Source organism: Sphingomonas sp., assembly GCF_048595155.1.
Lineage (GTDB): Bacteria > Pseudomonadota > Alphaproteobacteria > Sphingomonadales > Sphingomonadaceae > Sphingomonas_I.
This window is the reverse complement of the sequence record NZ_JBMDXN010000084.1, coordinates 1-19,226: the sequence shown is the minus strand read 5'-3', so window position 1 is coordinate 19,226 and position 19,226 is coordinate 1. Positions and strand designations below refer to the sequence as shown.

Sequence of the window (19,226 nt, the reverse complement as noted above, 5' to 3'; positions counted from 1 at the left end):
GCACGGTATCGCTGCGCGCATGGTCCACGCCCGTATCCGCCCGCGCATCAAGAGCAGCATGCAATCCGGCCGCGCCCACGAAGGCGCATGGCTGTTGGAATATGAGCCGGCCGAGCCGAAGCGTCCGGATCCGCTGACCGGCTGGGCCGGATCGGGCGATACGCGCGAGCAGGTACGCCTGAGCTTCCCGACGCTGGATGCGGCCAAGGCCTATGCCGACAAGCACGGCCTGACCTATCATGTCATGCAGGGGCAGCTTGAGCGGCCGCTCAAGCTGCAGGCCTATGCCGAGAATTTCCGCGGTCCCGACCTGGTCTGATGGGGCGCGATCTTCGGATCGACGCTTATATCGACGCTGCCCCGCCGTTCGCCCGGCCGATCCTGCAGCATATCCGCGCTGTGATCCACGACGTCTGCCCTGCGGTGGACGAGACGATCAAGTGGAGCCGGCCGTTCTTCGAACATCAGGGCCGGATGTTCGCCGGGATGGCGGCATTCAAGGCGCATGCCTCCCTCGTCCTGTGGCATCTCGGCGAGACGGGGAGGGAAACCAGCCGCGATCAGGATGGGTTGGGCCAGTTCGGCAAGCTGACGAGCGTGGCCGACCTGCCGGACGATGCTACGGTGAAGCAGGCGATCCGGGAGTCGCTGGCGACAATCGCGGCGGGCAAATCCGTACGCGCCAAGGCGGCTCGCGCGGAATTGCCGGTGCCGGACGCGCTGGCGACGGCATTGGCCGCATCCCCGGCCGCGAAGGCGGTTTTCGACGGCCTCTCCGCCAGCAACCGCCGCGATTATTGCGCGTGGATCGGGGAAGCGAAGCGAGCCGAGACCCGGGCCGCGCGCGTGGCGCAAGCGATCGAATGGCTTGCGGAGGGGAAGCCGCGCAACTGGAAATATCAGAAATGAAGCCGGCCCGCGGCAGGCGTTATCGGAAAGTGTTCCGGCTCAACAGAGGCCCGTGGCCTCAGGCGGCAACCTGGCTGTCGCGGGTAGCTTCGGCGCGGGCGCGGCGAGCATAAGCATCGGCAAAGCGGAGATGGATGGCATGCACCGCCGGATCGCTCGATTGCTCCGCCATCAGCCGCGCGTCACGCTCGCGCTGCAGAAAATATTGCTGATCGTCTTTACGCGCGGGCATGGCCACGCTCCTCTCGCCCTACAAGCGGCAGCCTGCTGTTCGCACAGTCCGCTGTCTCGGCGCCACGCCTGCGTAACGAGTCGGCACCGATCGCCGAACTATAGCCCAAGGGATATTGCCCTACCACTGACCTACATCAATAGGGACCATTTCGGTTCTATTTAGGCGCGGCAGCAGCCTTTAGATCGCGGATCTGTGCGTCGAGCTGGGCAATACGATCGCGCTGGGGCGAGCCGACTGGCAATCCCTTGCGTCGCGCTTCCGCCCAGAGCCGGTTCCGCTCGCCCTGCAATTGCTTGATCGATGGATCGGCCATGGCGCGGCCTTAGCGGAGGACGATGCCGCGCGCTACCGATCCGCAATCAGGCCCAATCGCCGACCATTCCGCTGCCGTTCCGGTGGATCGGCTTGTGCTTGCCAGTCTCCGGCCCCGGGCGCAGCCTCGGGCAGTCGTACAGGAGAGCGAGAATGGCACACATGTTCGAGATCCATAAGGACAAGGCCGGCGAGTTTCGGGTCCGCTTCAAATATAATGCGGAAACCATCTTCTCGACCGAAGGCTACAGCTCGAAGTCGAGCGCGCAGCACGCGATCGAATCGATCAAGAAAAACGGTCCGGCTGCCGAGATCGTCGACAAGAGCTGACTTGCTGGAAAGCCGGCCGACTAGGGCGGGGCAGCATCACCGTAGGGCCGGCCGGTAAGGATCCGTCTTCAATGCAGCCTCGGCGCGGCGGGCATAAAGTTCCGCCAGCCGAAGATGCGCGTTGCGCGCGCTAGGATCGATCGCACGCTCCGCCAGCATCAGACATTGTTGCGCGCATTGGGCGAAATAGGATTGCTCTTCGGTCCGGGTCATTTCCGCCTCCATCACGAAGGAGGAGGCTAGCCGGATCGCCAGCTAATTCTTTAATATATCCAACATTCTTGCAGTGTTAGCGTATAACATTCGGGAAAAGATGCGCCGCTGTGGAGGTTTTTCTCGCGGCCCCGGTCGACGTTGGCTGTCGGCCGCTAGCGGCAGCGTTCCGCCACGCTCGCCAGGCATTTGCCGTCCACCTGCGGCGTCGGCACCTTGACGATCGCCGCCAGCGTCGGCGCGATGTCGACCGTTTCGATTGGGTCCGCGCGCGGCTCGGCGGCAATGCCCGGCCACCAGAACAGGATCGGCACGCGCCGGTCATAATCCCACGGGCTGCCATGGCCGGCGACATTGTCGCCGGGGCGGCGCGGCATGCCGATGCTTGCATGTTCCGACAATTCGACCTGGATGTCGCCGCTCCGTTCCTTGTCATAGCTTTCGTGGAAGCGTTCCAGCACCGTCAGCTGATCGGGCGTCTTGCCCCGTGGCGGCACGGCGGCGGCGGTCTGGTCGGCCGTGAAGACCGCCGCAACCTCGGGGCGCTGCTTCAGCCAGGCCACCGCGGCATCGCGCACCCTGGCCCGCAGCGCAGGATCGGGACCGACATTGATGGTTAGTTGCTGCGGATCGTCGCCGACGATGGGCTTTGAGGTCAGGCCCAATTGCGCCTGCAGCGCGTCGTTGAGCGCCTTGACGAAGGCCGCCGGGTCGATGCGCTCGGCCTTGATCCCATGTTCGACGACGCGTTCGGCCGCGTCATTGCCGCCATGATCGGCCGTCAAGGCTACCACATAGGGCACGCCCAACCTGTCGAGCTTGGCCAGGAACGCCCCCAGAGCCTGGTCCAGCGCATGCATTTGCACGCACATTTCCGCGCCGCCATTGCCATAGCGATGGCCGATATAGTCGGTGGAGGACAGGCTGACGGCCAGCAGATCGGTCGCCGGCCCGTGGCCCAGCTTCAGCCGATCGATGGTCTCGTCCACGAAATCCAGCGTCATCGGATCGAAGATCGGGGAGATGTGCAGCTGATCCTTGAACTGGGCGCTATTCAGGAAATCGCCTTCCTCCGCCGTGCGCGCCAGATCGGGCGGTATCGTGCCGGATATTGCCAGCTTGCCGAAGACGTGCGGCTGCTCCAGCGCCCGGCAGGCGGCGGGCACCTCGGTTGGCCAGAGCTGCGGCGGGTTCGCCTTCCAGCGCGCGAACAGCGCATGGTCGAACACCGCGGCGGGGGCGGTCACGGCCGCCGTCGCCGGTCCGGCATAAGCGGAGGTGGTAAAGCCGACACCATCTTTCCACCAATAGACCGCATCCGCCTTGTGGCCGCCCAGCATGATCGCCGCGCGATCCTTGCCGGAGATGGAGACGACGCGCGCCTTCGGCTGCGCTTGCTTCAGCCAGTCGCCGAAGGTGGATACGCGCAGATTCTGCGGCCCGCGGGCATCCGGATCGGCCGCGCCGGGCACCGCCACGCAATAGACGTTGGTGCCGCGCTTGGTGTCGAACCAGGTGTTGGCGATGATCCCGGTCGCCGCCGGATGGCGCCCGGTCAGGATGGTCGAATGGCCGGGGCAGGTCTCGGTCGCGGCATGGCTCTGATAGCCGGTGAAGGCGATACCCTCGCCCAGTCGCTTCAGTCCCCCGGTGAAGCTCGGCCGATAGCGCTCGTAAAGCTCGGCGGAAAATTGATCGATCGCGATCGCGACGACCAGTTTGGGCCGGGGCGGCGCGGCTTCCGCGGCCGATATCATCCCCGTCGCGGCCGCCAGCAAAGTCGCTGCCACCCGAATTCGCGCCCGCACCATGTCATTCATCTCCCCGAATAATCTCCCGTTCGCGGCTCTATGTTTCAATTCCATGACCGACCCCGTTTTCGTAGGTCCCAAGCCGGCCTATGCAGGGGCCATGACGATCCGAACGCTGGCGATCCTGGGCAGTCTCTGCGCCACCCTGCTTTCCACGCCTCTCGCCGCGGCCCCGGCTGATCTGCTGATCCGGGGCGGCACCGTCTACACTGGATCGGACGCCCCTTTTATCGGCGATGTCGCGATACGTGGCGATCGCATCAGTCAGGTCGGCCGGCATCTGACGGTCCAGGCAAAGCGCGTGATCGATGCCTCGGGCAAGATCGTCGCGCCTGGCTTCATCGATCCGCACACGCATATGGGCGGCGACCTCGCTTCCGATGATCCCGCCAAGCGGTTGATCCCGGCCTTCCTGATGCAGGGCGTCACCACCGCCTTCATCGGCAATGACGGCGGCGGCGCGATAGACGTGGCCGCAGTGCTCGGGTCGGCGCGCACCAAGCCGGTCGGCATCAACTACGCGACCTATACCGGCTTCGGCACGATCCGCGAGAAAGTGGTGGGGGAGGCGGATCGCGCGCCGACCCCCGCCGAACTCGCCCGCATGCGTGCTATGGTGGCGGATGCGATGTGCCACGGCGCCCTCGGCCTCTCCACCGGCCTCTTCTACGCCCCGCAAAGCTTTTCCAAGACGGATGAGGTCGTCGCTTTGGCGGCCGAGGCGGGCAAGCGCGGCGGCACTTATGACAGCCATATCCGCGACGAATCCTCCTATACGGTCGGGCTGAAGGCGGCGGTGGACGAGGCGATCGCGATCGGCCGCGACGCCCATGTTCCGATCCACATCTCGCACATCAAGGCGCTGGGCGTGGATGTGCAGGGCGAGGCACCGGATATCATCGCCAGGATCGAGGCCGCCCAGCGCGCCGGCATCGATATCACCGCCAGCCAATATCCCTGGTCCGCCAGCGGAACGAGCCTGGTCGCCTCGCTCATCCCGCTGTGGGCGCAGGATGGCGGCCGCCCCGCCTTGCTCAAGCGATTCGACGATCCAGCCCTGCAGGCGCGGCTACGCGCCGGCATGGTCGAAAATCTCCGCAAGCGCGGCGGGGCCGAGAAATTGCTGATCGTCGAAGGCCCCTTCAAGAACCGCACGCTCGCCGGCGTCGCCAAGAGCCGGTCGGTCGATCCGATCGCCGCAGCTATCGCGGTCATCCGCATCGCCGATCCCGCCACCGTCTCTTTCAACCAGAGCGAGGCCGACATCGCCGCCTTCATGCGCCGGCCGTGGGTGATGACCGATTCCGACGCCTCGTCCGGCCATCCCCGCGTCTATGGCACATTCGCACGCAAATATGCCAAATATGCCGTCGCCGATCACGTCATCAGCGTGCGCGACTTCATCGAACGCAGCTCGGCCGTGACCGCCGACTGGTTCCATCTCGCCGGCCGGGGCCATCTCAAGCCCGGGGCTTTCGCCGACATCGTCGTTTTCGATCCGAAGACCTATGCCGCGCAGGCGACTTACGAACAGCCGACCCGGCTGGCGTCAGGCGTGCAGACCGTCCTGGTCAACGGCGAAATTGCGGTTGATCATGGTGCGTTAACCGGACGTGCGGCAGGGCGGCCCTTGCCGCATCGGCCGACGCCGGGAACGTGCCCGTAACGCTGGGCGGCAGGAGATGCGCATGGGATATCACGATCCGATCGTCACGCAGGACAAGCTCGTCGCCAAGTTTCGCAGGGACGGATATGTCATCCTGCGCGGCCTCTTCTCCCCTGACGAGATCGCCGCGATCGGCACCGCGATGGATCAGGTCCATGCCGAAGGCGTCGCCCATGGCCGCAGTTTCCGCCACGGCAACCTCTTCTACAATGTCGCGCCGGGCGATCCGCCCTTGGTGCGGATGGCGCAGTGGATGTCCTATCATCAGCCCGTGTTGAACGGCGTCCGTCTCGATCCGCGCATGGCGCAGGCGCTGGAGCCGTTGATCGGGCGCGATCTCAAGCAGATCATCAATCAGCTCCACTGGAAGACGCCCGGCGCCAAGGGCGATTTCGCCTGGCACCAGGATTCCCGCTTTCGCCTGCCGGTGCACGCCTATCGCAATCTGGGCCTCTCCTACGTCCAGACCGGCCTCGCGGTCGATCCGCACACGCCCCAATCCGGCTGCATGAAGTTCATTCCCGGCAGCCATCTGCGCGGCGACATCGATCTCGACACCTCCGTCGAGGTGCTGGGCACCTCCCTCAACGACAGCGTGCTGATCGCCGCCGGCCTGTCCCCCGACGACGTGATTGAGGTAGAGCTGGCGCCCGGCGATCTCGCTTTGTGGAGCCCCTATCTCGTCCACGGTTCCGGCGCGAACCAGTCCGATCACCAGCGCCGTCTCTACATCAACGGCTATGTCCGCTCGCAGGATTGCGACCGCGGCGAATGGGCCTTCCGCGACGGCGCGCCCGTGCCCTTCGGCCCCGAACAGGCGATCGTCCACTTCGAAGACCTACGCCAGCACCCCGAACCCCACTACGTCGACTAACCAGTACAATCCTCCCCCGCCAGGGGGAGGTGGCAGGCGCTAGCCTGACGGAGGGGGAGGAAAGCGATCCGCCCGATCTATCGCCCCTTCTTCTCCAGCAGCCGCTCCCGGAAAAAGGAATCCGTCGCCCGATAACTCGCCAGCCAATCCGCATAGCGCAGGAAGCCGTGGCGCTCGTTCGGGAACACCAGATCCTGATAGGGGATGCGCCGCGCCGCCAGTTCGCGCGCCAGCAGGATCGACTGGCCGAAATCGACATTCTTGTCGTCGTCGCCATGGATCAGCAGCACCGGCGAGCGCCAGCTGTCGATAGATCCCATCGGGGAGGACGCCCATTGCAGCCGCTGCGCCGCCTGTTGCGCATCCGGCGACAGATTATTCTCCACCGGCCGCACCATCGCGTGGACGCCGTGGAAATCGACGCCGGCCGCGAACAGATCGCTGTTCCGCGCCAATGCCAGCGCGGTCAGATAGCCGCCCCAGCTGCCGCCCCAGATGCCGATCCGGGCGGGATCGACATGGCTCTGCGCGGCCAGCCAGCGTCCAGCCGCCAGCACATCGCGATATTCGCTGGCGCCCTCGCGCGCGATCCCCGGCGCATCGCGGAACGCGCGGCCATAGCCGGTGCCGCTGCGATAATTGACCGACAGCACGTCATAGCCCTCGGCCGCGAAATGCTGGTTGAGGACATAGGCGTTGGAATAATAGCCGGACGGGTGGAAGCCGAGCAGCGTCTGCCGGCGCGGGCCGCCATGGACGAAGATCAACGCCGGATGCCGGCCTTTCCCTTTCGCCCGGAACAATTGCGCATGCACGGCCACGCCGTCCTCGGCCCGGAAGATGACGGGCTCGGGCGCGACGAAGCCACGCGCCGCCGGGGCCGCCCCGATGGGCGCCAGCGTCCGCCCCGCCAGTGCCGGATAGGCAGGGTGGATCGCATCCGTCGCCGTAACCGCCATCATCGTACCGGCGAAGAGCGGATAGGATTCGATGCCATCGCCCTGCGTGACCCGCTCGGGCGCGCCGCCCTGTAGCGAGACCCGCCACACATGGTGGCGGTCGAGATCCGTCGCATCGTTGGCCGCATAGACCAGGCTGTTACCGTCGGGGCTGAGCGTATAGGTGTCCAGCTCATAGGCGCCCGGCGTCAGCTCGCGTGGGTCTCCCGCCTTGGGATCGATCGCATATGCGTGCAGCCAGCCGCTCGCCTCCCACGGGAGGACGATCGTGCCGCTCTTGCTCCAGAACAGGTTCTGCCCGCGCGTACCGGCATAACGGCCGCCAACGCCCTGCGGCGCGCTCCACCGGATGCGGCTCGCGCCGGTCGCGGCGTCGGCGATCCGCAGCGACCAATAGGGTCCGCTATCCGCCGTTGCGCCGGCTGGCGGATCGACCGCGAACAGGAAGGCGATCTGCTTGCCGTCGGGCGAATAGACCGGCTGGATCGCCGAACCCAGCTCGGCATCGATATAGCGCACGCGGTCGGCGCCGATATCCAGCACGCCCACGAAGCTGCGCCCGCGCCGGTTGTCGGTGAACAGCAGCTGTGTCCCGTCGGGCGACCATTGCAGGTCGCCGACATCGCCGGCTACCTTTGCCACCCGGCGTGCCTCGCTCCCGCGCTGCCACAGATAGAGGGCGCCGTGCGACGTATAGGCGAGCCTGTCCCCTTGCGGTGAAAATGTCGGCGCATGCCCGGTGCCGACCAGCGTGGGCGCGCTGCCATCCAGGCCCGTCACGAACAATTGCTGCTTGGGCCAGGTGGCGAAGCTTGCCGCATTGGGCGCTTCTTCCTCGTCGGCATATTCCGGGTCGCCGCCGCGCACGAAGGCCAGCGTCGCGCCATCCCGCGTGAAGGCAAGGTCGTAGATCGGCAGACCGTCATCCTGCTGGAACGCCGTGATCGCCCGCGCCGGCTGGCCACCCTTTCGGTCGGCGTCGGCCACCCAGATGTTGCGCACGCCGGCCTTGGTCTCGATCCAGGCGAACCGCGCTCGGTCCTGGGCGCCGGTCAGTCCGCCCGCCACCGGCAGCGACAAGGCCTCTTCCAGCGCATCCGCCTGTGCCGGCTGTGCCAGCGCCAATCCCGCGGCGCACAGCGCCAGCTTCCATCCGGTTCGGTTCATTCTGGTCTTGTGTAATGCCGCATCCGCAGGGGCAAGCCATTTACCCGATTGCGCATCGCGCCGTCCGCCTTAGGCTCGGCATGATGAAGTCTCCAATATCGTGGATCGCCATCCTTTTGCCGCTGGCACCGGCCCACGCCCAAGGTCCCCAACCGCTCCAGAAACGCGTCGAAACGTTGCTGCGGGCGGCGGGGCAGGGCCCGCGCTTCGGGCTCGTCGTGGCGGATGAGGCGGGGCGCGAGCTGATCGCGATCGATCCCGACGGGCGCTACATTCCGGCGTCCAATACCAAGATGTTCACGACGGCGGCTGCCTTCGCCACGCTCGATCGGCTTGATCAGCCCGATGCCACCGGCGGTGCCGCCGTCCGGCTGGAAACCTACCGCAAGTGCTCGCCCGATGTCGTGCTGGAAGGCAATGGCGATGCGCGCCTGTCCAGCGCGGCAGATTGCACGGAGGATTGCCTCGCCACCCTTGCCGACGCGGTCGCGGCGAAGGCACGCATCGTCCATGATGTGATCGGCGACGACAGCGCCTTCCCCGACGAGCGCTGGAGCCAGGGGATGAGCTGGAACAATCTCCCTACCGGATCGGGCACGGCCATCTCGGCGCTCACGATCGACGACAACGAACTCCCGCTGACGGTCACGCCGGCGGCGGTCGGCGCACCGCCGACGCTCGATCTGCCGGCATATTACCAGGTGGATAATCGCGCGGTCACCGTCCCCGGCGACAAGGTCTATCTGGATTATGATCGCGAGCCCTTTCGCTTCGTCCTGCATCTGCGCGGCACGATCGGGGCGACCGCCAAACCCGAAAGCTTTCACCTGGGGATCGATGATCCTGCACGCTACGCCGCCTGGCGGCTTCAGGCCCTGCTGGAGGCGCGCGGCGTCAAGGTGACGGGCGCGATCGGCGTGCGGCACCGCTTGCTCGCCTGGTCGGACGATCCCGCCCATCGTGGCGCCGCGCCCGCCATGCGTCCGCCCGAACAGCCCGCCCTCGCCAAACTCACCCCGCCACCACTGGCGCTGGACCTGATCCACACCAACAAGGTCAGCCAGAATTTGCATGCCGAGCTTTTCCTGCGCCGGGTCGCGAGCAGGCAGGGCAGCGGCTCTGTCGCCGACGGCTTGGCCGTTGTGCGCGCGATGCTGGCGCAGGCGGGCGTTCCGCGCGTCGATTATGATTTCGCTGACGGCTCCGGCATGTCTAGCTACAACCGCATAGCGCCGCGCGGCACGGTGATGTTCCTGCGCTGGATCGCCGCCCAGCCTTGGGGCGCGCAATGGCGCGCGACCCTGCCGGTCGGCGGTCAGGCGCCCGGCACGCTCAGCCGGCGCTTCCGCGGCACGCCGCTGGAAGGCAAGGTGTTCGCCAAGACCGGCACGCTCAACCAGACCAATGCTCTGTCCGGCTATCTGATCGCCCGCAGCGGCCGCACGCTCACCTTCTCGGCGCTCGCCAATGATGTGCCGCAAGGCGTCGCGGCAACCAAGACGGTGGAAGACGCGCTCAACCTGATCGCGGCCGAAAATTGATTTTTCAGAAGATGCAATAAGACCTACTTACTTGCCTTGTTTTCTTTCATCATGAAACATGCATAGATTGAGTGCATATTGCTCGAAAATAGTGATCTCATCGCTAGACTGCGAACGTCCTGGCATTCAGGCGCAGGAAGTGTCGTGCTCTTGATGGTTCTTGCCGGTCTTGTTTTCGTTTGCGTCGGTGAATTCATGCCAGCGGATTTCGGCCAAATCCCTCGAAATGGCGTGAAGATTCGGGGCACCATCACGAGGATCGTGATCCCGGCGTCAAAATATAGGCCATATTCCCGGATCATCACGGTGAGAGACCCGCAAGGGGCGGACTATGAGGTTGCCGTTCCTGTCGATATGATCCCCGGCTGCCGGATAGGCGATCAAGTGGCCGCCGTCCGCTCCGTTGCTGGGCTCGCGCTCGAACCGAACCCATGTCGACACGGCGACATAGCGATAACGTCACCCCGGCCTTGAGCGGGGTGACGCTGCTTCTCGGCACACGCCAATGATGTGTCGCAAGGAGTCGCGGCAACCAAGACGGTCGAAGATGCGCTCAACCTGATCGCAGCCGAAAATTGATTCAAATGCCTTAATTTTCGGAGCGAACGATGCTGATTCTGGCTAATTCCGGCTCTTAGCGCTGGATATTGTCGCTTTCCGGCAACGCTGGGCCTGTACTGGCGTGTCGTCCCGCATTTTTTCATTTGCCGTTCACCAACTTGGTCTATGGGCCGCCGCGCAAACGGGCGATCGGCTGAAACGGCGCCCGCGCATCAACGAAATCAGTGGGTTATATGGCCATGGCAGGCTTAGCGTCGCGTTGCGCGAATGCGCGTCATCATGTCTTTTTCCGGGCGATCGCCAAGCTTCGCCCGGAACGCAGGAAAGCGCTCGCGCTCGCTTTCTCGGGCGGCTTGGTCGCCATCCTTCAGGTGGTCGAGCCGGTCCTGTTCGGCCGTGCCGTCAATGGTTTGACCTCGGGCGCGAATTCGCTGCCGTTCCTTGCCATGTGGTGTGCGGTCAGCCTGCTCACCTTCCTCGGCGGGATGGTCATCTCGCTCTGCGCCGACCGGATGGCGCATCGTCGCCGGCTTGGGGCGATGGCGCGCTTCGTGGAACATCTGCTCGCGCTGCCGCCCGCCTTCCACTTCCAGGCGCGCTCCGGACGGTTGATGCGGATCCTGATTTCGGGGTGCGAAAACCTGTTCGGTACGTGGCTGCCGCTGCTGCGCGAGCAGATCGTGAATGGGGTGATCCTCATCGCGCTGCTGCCGATCGCCTTCGTCACTAACTGGCGGCTGGCGCTCGTGCTGCTCGCTTTGCTGGTCGCCTATGCCGGCGTGAACCTGCTCGTCATGCGTCGCACCAGCCGGGGCCAGGCGGGGGTGGAAAACCGCTTCACCGATCTGTCCGGTCAGCTGGGGGATTTGTTCGGCAACGTCACCGTGCTGCAAAGCTTCCTTGCCGTGCCGGGGGAATTGCGATCGATCCACTCGTCGCTCCAGGAACTGCTGCATGCCCAATATCCGGTGCTGAACTGGTGGGCGGTGTCGGCGGTGCTGACACGGGGCGCCTCGTCGATCGCGATCGTCTCGATCTTCGGCATCGGCGCGGCATTGGTCACGCGGCATCTCGCCTCGATCGGCGATGTCGTGACCTTCGTCGGCTTCGCCACCCTCATGATCGCGCGGCTGGAACAGATCACCGCCTTCATCGTCGGCATGGCGCAGCGCCTGCCCGCGCTCGAACAGTTTTTCGACGTGCTCGATCAGCAGCCGCATATCGAGGAGCAGTCGGATGCCCAGCCGCTGGAGGTTCGCCGCGGCCATGTCCGCTTCGACAATGTCTCGTTCCGCTATCCCGGCGGCAATGGCCGCGTCTGCAACCTCTCCTTCGATGTCCAGCCCGGCGAGACGATCGCGATCGTCGGTCCGACCGGCTCGGGCAAATCCACCGCGCTCGGCCTGTTCCAGCGCGCCTTCGATCCGGACGAGGGGCGTATCCTGATCGACGGTCAGGACATCCGCACCGTCACCCTGTCCTCGCTCCGCGCCTCGACCGGCGTCGTCTTCCAGGAAGCCGGGCTGTTCAACCGCTCCATCGCGGAGAACATCGCCATGGGCAATCCGCAAGCCTCGATCGAACAGATCGAGGCGGCCGCCAAGCTGGCCGGCTGTCACGATTTCATCCTGCGCAAGGAGCAGGGCTACGCCTCCGCCGTTGGCGATCGCGGGCAGGGGCTCTCCGGCGGCGAGCGCCAGCGCATCGCCATCGCGCGCGCCTTGCTGAAAAATGCGCCTATCCTGCTGCTGGACGAAGCCACCAGCGCGCTCGACGTCGCGACCGAGGCGCGGCTGCAGGAGAGCCTGGACCTGCTGCGCGAGGGCCGCACGACCTTCGTCATCGCCCACCGCCTCTCAACCATCCGCTCGGCCGATCGCATCATCGTGCTCGAGCAGGGGCATATGGTGGAATCCGGCACGTTCGACGATCTGGTCGCGCAGGGCGGCGTCTTCGCCGCCCTCGCCCGCGACGGCGGCCTGACGCCGGACGCCGCCAATGACCGGCAGGCCACGCGCATGGCCGCCTAGCCCGCAATGCTTGGATCACTGCCGCCAGGATTATAGAAGCGGCGGGTGGAGACGATCCGAACCCGCCGATTGCTTCTGCGCCGGGCGACCCGGGCCGACCTGGATGCGGTGCATACGATCCTCGGCGATCCGCGCGCCATGACTTATTGGTCGACCCCGCCGCACCGGGATCGCAACCAGACCCGCGACTGGCTGGCAGCGATGATCGCGACGGAGCCTGCCGAGGGCGACGACTTTCTCGTCGAGCATGAAGGCCGGGTAATCGGCAAGGCCGGCCTCTACCGCTTTCCCGAAATCGGCTTCATCTTCGCGCCCGCTTATTGGGGCCGTGGTTTTGCGGGCGAGGCGCTGCGCCCGATCATCCGCCGCGCTTTTGCGCACGGCCTGCCCGCGATCGAGGCGGATGTCGACCCGCGCAATATCGCCTCCCTGAACCTGCTCCGGCGCCTTCACTTCACGGAAAGCGGTCGTGCGCAGCGAACCTGGTGCGTTGGCGGAGTCTGGTGCGACAGCGTCTATCTGCGCCTCAGCGCCGATACATGGGCGGCGGCGTCGCCATGACGGCACTCCACCCACTGTCCTCGGTCGATGCGGATGATGTCGCGTACCTGTACGATCGATGCGTCGACTATTTCCTGCTGCAGGATGGTGAGCCGCCAACCTTGGCGGATGCGCAGGCGCTGTTCACGGATCTGCCGGCCGGCAAAGAGGCACACGACCAAAGCGTCTTCGGCTGGACGCTACGGAAACGCCTGCGTGCGATCATCGCGATCCTGCGCGACTATCCGGATGACGGCGTCTGGTATCTGGGTTTCATGCTCATCGACCCTCGGCAGCGCGGTCATGGCGTCGGCCGTTCCCTGTACCGGAAGGTCGAACAATGGGCGGTCGCCCAGGGAGCAGTGGAAGTGCGACTGGCCGTGCTGGAGCAAAATGAAGCCGCCACCCGCTTCTGGCATTCGCTCGGCTTCAGCACGTTTCGCCGCGTCGGGCCGGACCGGTTCAAGGCGCGAGACCATCACCGGACCGAATTGCGGCGGTTTCTTGACCATTGACATACGTACGCGCAACACGTACATGAGCTACCGCGTTTTCGGGCGGGTGTCGGCGCACGATCTTTCTCATAGTTGTTAGACAGAGCGCACTCCTGGCGCAGGATGCGGCTGTCCTCCCCCTCCCGTCAGGCTGCGCCTGCCACCTCCCTCTCGCGGGGAGGATTGGAACAGTGATCCTCCCCCGCTAGGGGGAGGTGGCGCCGCAGGCGACGGAGGGGGAGGACAGCGATGCGCCTCGCAGGATCGGACAGCAGCCAGCGCACCGCCAAGCGCCTGCGCAAGGCGATGACGCCGCCCGAAATCGGTCTTTGGCTCGCCTTGCGCACCAACGACGCAGGTCTTCGTTTCCGGCGGCAACACCCCGCCGGTCAGTATGTCCTCGATTTCTACTGCGCCCCGGCCAGACTGGCGGTTGAGGTCGACGGCGAAGCCCATAATCGCGGCGACCGTCCGCTCCGCGATGCCGCACGCGACCAATGGCTGGCGGCGCAGGGCACCCATGTCCTGCGCTACGCCGCAACCGACGTCCTCACCAATCTTGACGGCGTTGTCCGCGAAATCCTGACCATCGCGCTCGCCCGCCGAGATCAATTCCAGAGCTGATCGCTAACCTCCCCCTCCGTCGCCTTCGGCGCCACCGCCCCCTGGCGGGGAGGATCACCGGTCTAATCCTCCCCCGCCAGGGGGAGGTGGCAGGCGGAGCCTGACGGAGAGGAGGGCAGCGATGCGAAGGTGGTTTGCCCGCCGATAGCCTGTTTACATCATCAAGTTCGTTTCTGATGCTTTTGGTGTTTCACCCTCCACAGCAATCCTCCCCCGCCAGGGGGAGGTGGCGTCGAAGGCGACGGAGGGGGAGCGCAGCGATGCGAAGGTGGTCTGCCCGCCGCCAGCCCGTCCAAATCATCAAGTTCGTTTCTGATGTTTTTTGGTTTTTCCCCCTCCACCGCAATCCCCCCCCGCCAGGGGAAGGTGGCGCCGAAGGCGACGGAGGGGGAGGGCAGCGATGCGCCTCACACGTTCGTCACACCGCGGCGGTCACGGCATCCCCGGTCGCCCGCCGCAGCTCCAGGATACCGGTCTCGCGATGCCGCGTCGGATGCACCCGGTTGGTCAGCAGCGTCCAAGCGACTCCGCGGTCGAAATCCACCCACAGGCCGGTGCCGGTGAAGCCGGTATGGCCGATCGTTTCGGGCGAACAGGCATCACCGCCATGCCAGCCGGTGAAGCTCTTTTCCCAGCCGCAGGTGCGGTCGTCCCGCACGCGCGTGCGGATGGCCGCCAGTGCCGCGGGCGAGGCGCCACTGCCGTCGAGCAGGCCCCGCGCGAAGTCGAGCACGCCCGCGACCGTCCCGAACAGCCCGGCATGGCCCGTCGCCCCGCCCAGCGCGAAGCAATTCTCGTCATGCACCTCGCCCTTCAGGACGCGGCCGCGCCACGAACAGGCCTCGGTCGCGACCGCCGGGCCAGGTGGCGGGCCATAGCTCAGCCCGGCGCCGAGCGGCCAGGCCGACAGCGGCGCGCCGGTGATCCGCTCGATCGCGATGCCCAGCAGCAGGAAGTTGATGTCCGAATAGACCGGCGGTCCGTGCCGCCATTCGCGCTGGAGGATGAAGGCACGCAGCCGGGCGGGGTCATCGCCATAGGTATAGATCGGCTCGACGGCCGGCAGGAAGGTCCGGTGCGCCAGGCAGTCGCGAAAGGTCAGCCGCCGCTCGGCCGCGTTGGCCACGTCATATTGGCGCAGATCGGGAAGGACGTCGGTCAACGGCCGGTCGAGATCGATCCGGCCCTGGTCGGCCAGCGTCAGGATCATGCTGGTGGTGGCGATGACCTTGCTCAGCGAGGCGAGATCGAACCAATGATCCGCCGTCAGCGGCTCGCGTTCCGGCACCAGCGCGGCCATGCCGGCATGGCGCACGGCGCGCCGGCCATCGGTGGTGACGATGCCGAGCGTCGCGCCCGGAATGTGTCCTTCCGCGATCGCCGCGGCCGCCGGGACGAAGGCCTGGTCGATCATGCGTCTTCGGCCAGCCGGGCTTTCACGCCGACGATGAAGGGCAGGAGCAGGATCGCCGCCGCGCTCAGGCCGCCCGACAGCCAGAAGAAGCCGTCATAGCCGATCGCCTGCTGGATCGATCCGGCGGCGCCCGCCAGCAGCCGCGGCAGCAGGAAGGCGAAGCCCGACAGGAAGGCATATTGCGCCCCCGGATAGCGCGGGTTCACCAATAGCGAGAGGTAGACGACGAACACTGCCCCTTCCAGGCCGTGCGCGAACTGGTCGAAGCCCGCTGCCACGTAGAGGACGAAGTCGCTTGGCGGCACCTTCCACAGCCACACGAACACCCAATTGCCGAAGGCGGAGGCAATCGCGCCGCCCGCCAGCGCCGCGCCCATCCGCCACCGGGCCGCCATCCACCCGCCCAGCGCCACGCCGGCCATGCTGGCCAGCAGCGCGATCGCGCCATCCGCCATGGCGATCTGATTGAGGCTATAGCCGCGCGCATTCCACAGCGGGTGGGATAGCGTCAGCGTCATCACATCGCCCATCCGGTAGAAAGAGACGAACGCCAGCACCGGCAATGTGGCATAGCCGAAGCGCCAGAAGATATCGACATACGGCCCGATCGCCGCCGATCGCCGCGCCGGGGCATCGGCCCGCATGGGGCGGATACGGGGCAGGGCGATCGCAAGCCCCACGAACGGCAGCAAGGCCAGCGCCAGCACCAGCGGCGTGACATTGGTCTTGCTGGTCACCCCGGCTTGCGCTGCGGCGGCGAGCAGGGCCCACCCGACGATCGCCGTGACCAGCAGTGAGCCGAGCAGGATGATTGCGCTGGCGATCAGGCCGGTGACGAGCGCGGGGCTACGGCGGCCGTCATGGTCCGCGTCGCGCGCGGTTGCTACCAGAATCGGGAAGGGCAGGAAGGCGGCGAACGCGATCACCAGATAGGCCCAGGTCCAGTCGAGCTGCCCGGCGACGAACACCGCGCCGCTGCCGGCTGCGACCATCGCGCTCCGATAGCCCCACAGATTGGCGGCCACCATCGGGCCTTGCTCCGCCTTGGTCGGCGCAAGTTCGATCCGCCAGCCGTCGGCGGCCACCTCCAGCGTCGTCGTCCAGAAGGCGAGCAATACCGCGAACAAGGCGGTCAGCGGCAGGCTCCGGTCGCTGGAGGTAAACGCCATCGCCGCCATCGACAGGAAGATGCCGAGCTGGGACAGCATGATCCAGCCGCGGCGTTTGCCCCAATAGCGGCCGAAGCCCGGCACATCGAAGCGGTCGAGCAGTGGCGCCCACACGAACTTGAAGGTCGGCAGCAACGCGACCCAGGCGAAGAAGCCGATCAGGACGATATCGATGCCATGCCGCGCCAGCCGCAGCGTCAGCACCGCATTGAACATGTAGAAGGGCAGGCCGGCGGAGAAACCCAGCAGCAGATAGAGCGCCAGCAGACGACGCGGGACCTGCGGGCTCGGCGCCGCCTCAGCCAAACCGGCCGATCCCATCAAAGCGTCGAGTCTTCACCAGCCACGCCGCAATTGTCGGCGCAACGGCACCGCGCCGTCAACCGCCGCGCGCCGCCTTACAGCTTCTCGGTGATCTCCGGCACGATCTGGAACAGATCGCCGACTAGGCCGAGGTCCGCGACCTGGAAGATCGGCGCATCCTCGTCCTTGTTGATCGCGACGATGATCTTGCTGTCCTTCATGCCGGCGAGATGCTGGATCGCCCCGGAAATGCCGACCGCGACATAGACTTCGGGCGCGACGATCTTGCCGGTCTGGCCGACCTGATAATCGTTGGGGGCATAGCCCGCATCCACCGCCGCGCGGCTCGCGCCGACCGCGGCGTGGAGCTTGTCGGCGAGCGGATCGATCAGCGCATGGAACTGTTCGGACGATCCCAGCGCACGACCGCCGGAGACGACTACCCGGGCCGATGTCAGCTCGGGCCGCTCCGACTTGCTGGTCTCGCGGCCGACGAAGCTGGAAAGCCCCGCATCACCCGTGGCGGAGACCGTCTCGACCGGGGCATTGCCGCCCTCTGCCGCCGCCTTGGCGAAGGCGGTGCCGCGCACGGTCAACACCTTCTTGGCGTCGGACGATTGCACCGTCGCCACCGCATTGCCGGCATAGATGGGCCGGGTGAACGTGTCCGTGCCCTCGATCGAAAGCACGTCGGATACCTGCATGACATCCAGCAGGGCCGCGACGCGCGGCGCGATATTCTTGCCTTCCGACGTCGCGTTGCACAGCAGCGCATCGTAATTGCCCATCAGCGAGACCAGCACGGGCGCGACATTCTCGGCGAGCATCTGGGCATAGGCCGGATCGCTCGCAATCAGCACCTTGGCGACGCCCTGGACCTTGGCAGCGGCCTCGGCGGCCTGCTGGGCTTCGGCGCCATCGCCCGCAACCAGCGCATGAACCTCGCCCAGTTGGGTGGCGGCGGTGATGGTCGACAGGCTCGCATCCTTGAGCGCGCCTTCGCCATGTTCGATCAATACCAGCACGCTCATTGCGCGATCCCCATATCCTTGAGCTTGCCGACCAGCGCATCGACGCTGTCGAGCTTGACGCCGGCCTGGCGCTTGGCCGGCTCGGCGACTTTCAGGGTCTTCAGGCGCGCCGCGATATCCACGCCATATTCTTCAGGCGTCTTCTGCGCCAACGGCTTGGACTTGGCCTTCATGATATTGGGCAGGCTCGCATAACGCGGCTCATTCAGGCGCAGGTCGGTCGTGACGATCGCCGGCGTTGCCAGGCTCACCGTCTCCAGTCCCCCATCGACTTCGCGCGTCACTTCGACCCGGTCGCCACTGACCTCGACCTTGGAGGCAAAGGTGCCCTGCGGCCGGCCGCTCAGCGCCGCGAGCATCTGGCCGGTCTGGTTGCTGTCGTCGTCGATGGCCTGCTTGCCCAGCATGACGATGCCGGGCTGCTCCTCATCCATCACCGCCTTCAGCAGCTTGGCGACGGCGAGCGGCTCGACCTCGGCATCGGTCATGATCAGGATCGCGCGATCGGCGCCCATCGCCAGCGCGGTGCGCAGCGTATCCTGCGCCTTCTGCGGGCCAACCGAGACGGCGACGACCTCGGTCGCGGCGCCCTTCTCGCGTAGCCGGATGGCTTCTTCGACGGCGATTTCGTCGAACGGGTTCATCGACATCTTGACGTTGGCGAGATCGACGCCGCTGCCGTCCATCTTGACGCGCGGCTTCACATTATAGTCGATCACCCGTTTGACGGGGACGAGGACCTTCACATCGTTTCTCCACAGCCAGCGCGGATCACAGCCCGCGGGTCAGACGCCCCCGATAGCAGGTGCTTGACGTATAGGTAAAGCAGACGTTCCCATGCCCCGCTCGTCCCGAGTAGCTATCGAGCTTGTCGAGATGGCGTATCGCGGGATCGCCATCTGTCTCGATACGGGTTCTCGACAAGCTCGAACCCTACTCGACACGAACGGTTTACAGCAAAGGGGTAGCTCAGGCCGCCTGCTTCACCTGCGCCACGATCTTCTTCGCCGCATCGCCCAGATCGTCCGCCGGCACGATCGCCA

The 19,226-nt window shown here is 65.9% G+C and carries 19 protein-coding genes; 10 read left to right on the top strand and 9 right to left on the bottom strand.

What is annotated here, in order from left to right:
* Nucleotides 1-19: 19 nt before the first annotated feature.
* Both ACOJSI_RS13355 and ACOJSI_RS13350 read left to right on the top strand, forming a co-directional pair.
* Entirely contained in the window at nt 20-319 is a 300-nt protein-coding gene (locus tag ACOJSI_RS13355; protein WP_420138789.1) for an NADH dehydrogenase ubiquinone Fe-S protein 4, read from the top strand.
* The gene (locus ACOJSI_RS13350; protein ID WP_420138788.1) at nt 319-909 is read left to right on the top strand and encodes a YdeI/OmpD-associated family protein; all 591 of its coding nucleotides are present in this window, start codon (nt 319-321) and stop codon (nt 907-909) included. Before ACOJSI_RS13355 ends, ACOJSI_RS13350 begins: the two co-directional genes overlap by 1 nt.
* A gap of 58 nt (nt 910-967) precedes the next feature.
* Here ACOJSI_RS13350 and ACOJSI_RS13345 read toward each other — a convergent pair whose 3' ends face one another.
* Nucleotides 968-1,141 (bottom strand): hypothetical protein, encoded by a 174-nt coding sequence (locus ACOJSI_RS13345; protein WP_420138787.1) that lies wholly within the window; start codon nt 1,139-1,141, stop codon nt 968-970.
* Nucleotides 1,142-1,298: 157 nt separating this feature from the next.
* Complete coding sequence (locus ACOJSI_RS13340) at nt 1,299-1,457, bottom strand: hypothetical protein (protein ID WP_420138786.1); 159 nt, start codon at nt 1,455-1,457, stop codon at nt 1,299-1,301.
* A 152-nt stretch (nt 1,458-1,609) separates the two neighbouring features.
* Between ACOJSI_RS13340 and ACOJSI_RS13335 the strand changes: the two genes are divergently transcribed.
* Nucleotides 1,610-1,786: a YegP family protein gene (locus ACOJSI_RS13335; RefSeq protein WP_420138785.1), complete on the top strand. Its 177-nt coding sequence runs from the start codon at nt 1,610-1,612 to the stop codon at nt 1,784-1,786.
* A 36-nt stretch (nt 1,787-1,822) separates the two neighbouring features.
* Here the strand turns inward: ACOJSI_RS13335 and ACOJSI_RS13330 are convergent, their stop codons facing one another.
* Nucleotides 1,823-1,999, bottom strand: a complete 177-nt coding sequence (locus ACOJSI_RS13330) for a hypothetical protein (protein ID WP_420138784.1) — start codon at nt 1,997-1,999, stop codon at nt 1,823-1,825.
* A 155-nt stretch (nt 2,000-2,154) separates the two neighbouring features.
* Entirely contained in the window at nt 2,155-3,810 is a 1,656-nt protein-coding gene (locus ACOJSI_RS13325; protein ID WP_420138783.1) for an alkaline phosphatase family protein, read from the bottom strand.
* Nucleotides 3,811-3,862: 52 nt separating this feature from the next.
* On the opposite strand from ACOJSI_RS13325, the gene ACOJSI_RS13320 reads away from it, so the two are divergent.
* Nucleotides 3,863-5,476 carry an N-acyl-D-amino-acid deacylase family protein gene (locus ACOJSI_RS13320; protein WP_420138782.1) on the top strand — a complete coding sequence of 538 codons (1,614 nt, stop codon included), beginning with the start codon at nt 3,863-3,865 and terminating at the stop codon, nt 5,474-5,476.
* Between the two features lie 22 nt (nt 5,477-5,498).
* Nucleotides 5,499-6,350 (top strand): phytanoyl-CoA dioxygenase family protein, encoded by an 852-nt coding sequence (locus ACOJSI_RS13315; protein WP_420138781.1) that lies wholly within the window; start codon nt 5,499-5,501, stop codon nt 6,348-6,350.
* 77 nt (nt 6,351-6,427) lie between these two features.
* Here the strand turns inward: ACOJSI_RS13315 and ACOJSI_RS13310 are convergent, their stop codons facing one another.
* Complete coding sequence (locus ACOJSI_RS13310; protein WP_420138780.1) at nt 6,428-8,476, bottom strand: S9 family peptidase; 2,049 nt, start codon at nt 8,474-8,476, stop codon at nt 6,428-6,430.
* A gap of 80 nt (nt 8,477-8,556) precedes the next feature.
* Here ACOJSI_RS13310 and dacB point away from each other — a divergent pair, with 80 nt between their 5' ends.
* From dacB to ACOJSI_RS13285, 5 genes are all read left to right on the top strand, one after another.
* On the top strand, nt 8,557-10,017 hold the full coding sequence (gene dacB / locus ACOJSI_RS13305; RefSeq protein WP_420138779.1) for a D-alanyl-D-alanine carboxypeptidase/D-alanyl-D-alanine endopeptidase: 1,461 nt from the start codon (nt 8,557-8,559) through the stop codon (nt 10,015-10,017).
* Nucleotides 10,018-10,817: 800 nt separating this feature from the next.
* Nucleotides 10,818-12,608, top strand: coding sequence for an ATP-binding cassette domain-containing protein (locus ACOJSI_RS13300; protein ID WP_420138778.1), 1,791 nt, complete (start codon nt 10,818-10,820; stop codon nt 12,606-12,608).
* Nucleotides 12,609-12,653: 45 nt separating this feature from the next.
* The gene (locus ACOJSI_RS13295; RefSeq protein ID WP_420138777.1) at nt 12,654-13,169 is read left to right on the top strand and encodes a GNAT family N-acetyltransferase; all 516 of its coding nucleotides are present in this window, start codon (nt 12,654-12,656) and stop codon (nt 13,167-13,169) included.
* Nucleotides 13,166-13,663, top strand: a complete 498-nt coding sequence (locus tag ACOJSI_RS13290; RefSeq protein WP_420138776.1) for a GNAT family N-acetyltransferase — start codon at nt 13,166-13,168, stop codon at nt 13,661-13,663. Before ACOJSI_RS13295 ends, ACOJSI_RS13290 begins: the two co-directional genes overlap by 4 nt.
* 228 nt (nt 13,664-13,891) lie before the next feature.
* Nucleotides 13,892-14,266, top strand: a complete 375-nt coding sequence (locus ACOJSI_RS13285) for an endonuclease domain-containing protein (RefSeq protein ID WP_420138775.1) — start codon at nt 13,892-13,894, stop codon at nt 14,264-14,266.
* 418 nt (nt 14,267-14,684) lie between these two features.
* Here ACOJSI_RS13285 and ACOJSI_RS13280 read toward each other — a convergent pair whose 3' ends face one another.
* From ACOJSI_RS13280 to ACOJSI_RS13265, 4 genes are all read right to left on the bottom strand, one after another.
* Entirely contained in the window at nt 14,685-15,680 is a 996-nt protein-coding gene (locus tag ACOJSI_RS13280) for a serine hydrolase domain-containing protein (RefSeq protein WP_420138774.1), read from the bottom strand.
* A complete protein-coding gene (locus ACOJSI_RS13275) occupies nt 15,677-17,170 on the bottom strand; it encodes a permease (RefSeq protein ID WP_420138773.1) in 1,494 nt (497 codons plus the stop codon). The genes ACOJSI_RS13280 and ACOJSI_RS13275 overlap by 4 nt, the downstream gene beginning before the upstream one ends.
* Before the next feature lie 77 nt (nt 17,171-17,247).
* Entirely contained in the window at nt 17,248-18,183 is a 936-nt protein-coding gene (locus ACOJSI_RS13270; protein WP_420138772.1) for an electron transfer flavoprotein subunit alpha/FixB family protein, read from the bottom strand.
* Nucleotides 18,180-18,929 carry an electron transfer flavoprotein subunit beta/FixA family protein gene (locus tag ACOJSI_RS13265; protein WP_420138771.1) on the bottom strand — a complete coding sequence of 250 codons (750 nt, stop codon included), beginning with the start codon at nt 18,927-18,929 and terminating at the stop codon, nt 18,180-18,182. Before ACOJSI_RS13265 ends, ACOJSI_RS13270 begins: the two co-directional genes overlap by 4 nt.
* Nucleotides 18,930-19,226 lie beyond the last annotated feature (297 nt).